This is a genomic window from Allochromatium palmeri (assembly GCF_009720725.1).
Classification (GTDB): domain Bacteria; phylum Pseudomonadota; class Gammaproteobacteria; order Chromatiales; family Chromatiaceae; genus Thermochromatium; species Thermochromatium palmeri.
In genome coordinates this window covers 1-1,151 of the sequence record NZ_WNKT01000129.1, presented here as the reverse complement: position 1 = coordinate 1,151, position 1,151 = coordinate 1, and the positions used below count along the sequence as shown (strand labels likewise).

1 protein-coding gene is annotated in these 1,151 nt (G+C 66.1%); it reads left to right on the top strand.

Going from position 1 to position 1,151, the window contains the following annotated elements; all coding sequences use genetic code 11:
- Nucleotides 1–276: 276 nt before the first annotated feature.
- Nucleotides 277–1,151 (top strand): group II intron reverse transcriptase/maturase (gene ltrA, locus GJ668_RS19765; protein ID WP_246195036.1); only part of this gene is annotated, 875 nt, incomplete at its 3' end.

Below are 1,151 nucleotides of genomic sequence, written 5' to 3'. Positions count from 1 at the left end.
GGGGGCTGTGGTCGCCAGGGGAGCCGGACTGAGGGCCGACGCGAAAGCGCCGGAATCACCACCGGACCTTACCGTGACTCGGACAGCGCGTCGGGCGGCAACGCGCGGCGTGACGGGACAGAAGTCAGCCGAGGCCATAGTAGCCATGCAACCGTGGAGCGGGCGCGTGGCGAAGGGCCGAACATGAGAAGTCAAGGCGGAGCCGTGGATCGCTCGCCCCTGTCGACGAACCCGCTCGGGGGAGACATGGGGCGGCGCGATGCCACGCAGCCAGCCTTGCACGACGACCTGATGGAGCGGGTGCTGGCGGGCGAGAACATGCGACGGGCATGGATGCGCGTGAAGGCCAACCAGGGGGCGCCCGGTATGGATGGGATGCGCATCGAGGACTTTCCCGAGTTCGCACGTTCGAGCCTGCCAGCGATCCGCCAAGCTCTGCGCGAGGGCACCTACCGGCCACAGCCGGTCAGACGGGTGACGATTCCCAAGCCGAACGGTGGCGAGCGTCTGCTCGGCATCCCGACGGTGATGGATCGCGTTATCCAACAAGCCATCGCGCAAGTTCTGGGGCCGATCTTCGATCCAGAGTTCTCGGATGCGAGCTTCGGCTTCCGACCAGGGCGCTCCGCCCATGGAGCACTGAGGCAGGTACAAGCCCATATCGGTGACGGTTTCCGCATCGCGGTCGACCTGGACCTGGCGAAGTTCTTCGACACGGTCCGGCACGACGTCCTGATGGCCCGCGTGGGTCGGAAGGTGCGCGACAAGCGGCTGCTGGCGCTGATCGGTGCGTACCTGCGGGCGGGTGTCTTGGTTGGGGAAACCATCGAAGCAACGGAGATCGGCACGCCGCAAGGCGGGCCACTGTCGCCGTTGCTGGCCAATATCCTGTTGGATGACCTGGACAAGGAACTGGAGCGACGGGGGCATCGGTTCGTCCGCTACGCGGACGACCTGCTGATCCTCGTCCGAAGCCACCGTGCGGGCGAGCGGGTCATGGCGAGCGTGTCTCGCTACCTGACCGGCACGCTCAAGCTGGTGGTCAACGTGCAGAAGAGCCGCGTGGTCAAGACCGACGCGTGTGTGTTCCTGGGATTCACCTTCCGGGGCAAGAAGCTGCGTTGGTCCGAGCGCGCCTACCAAGACTTCCG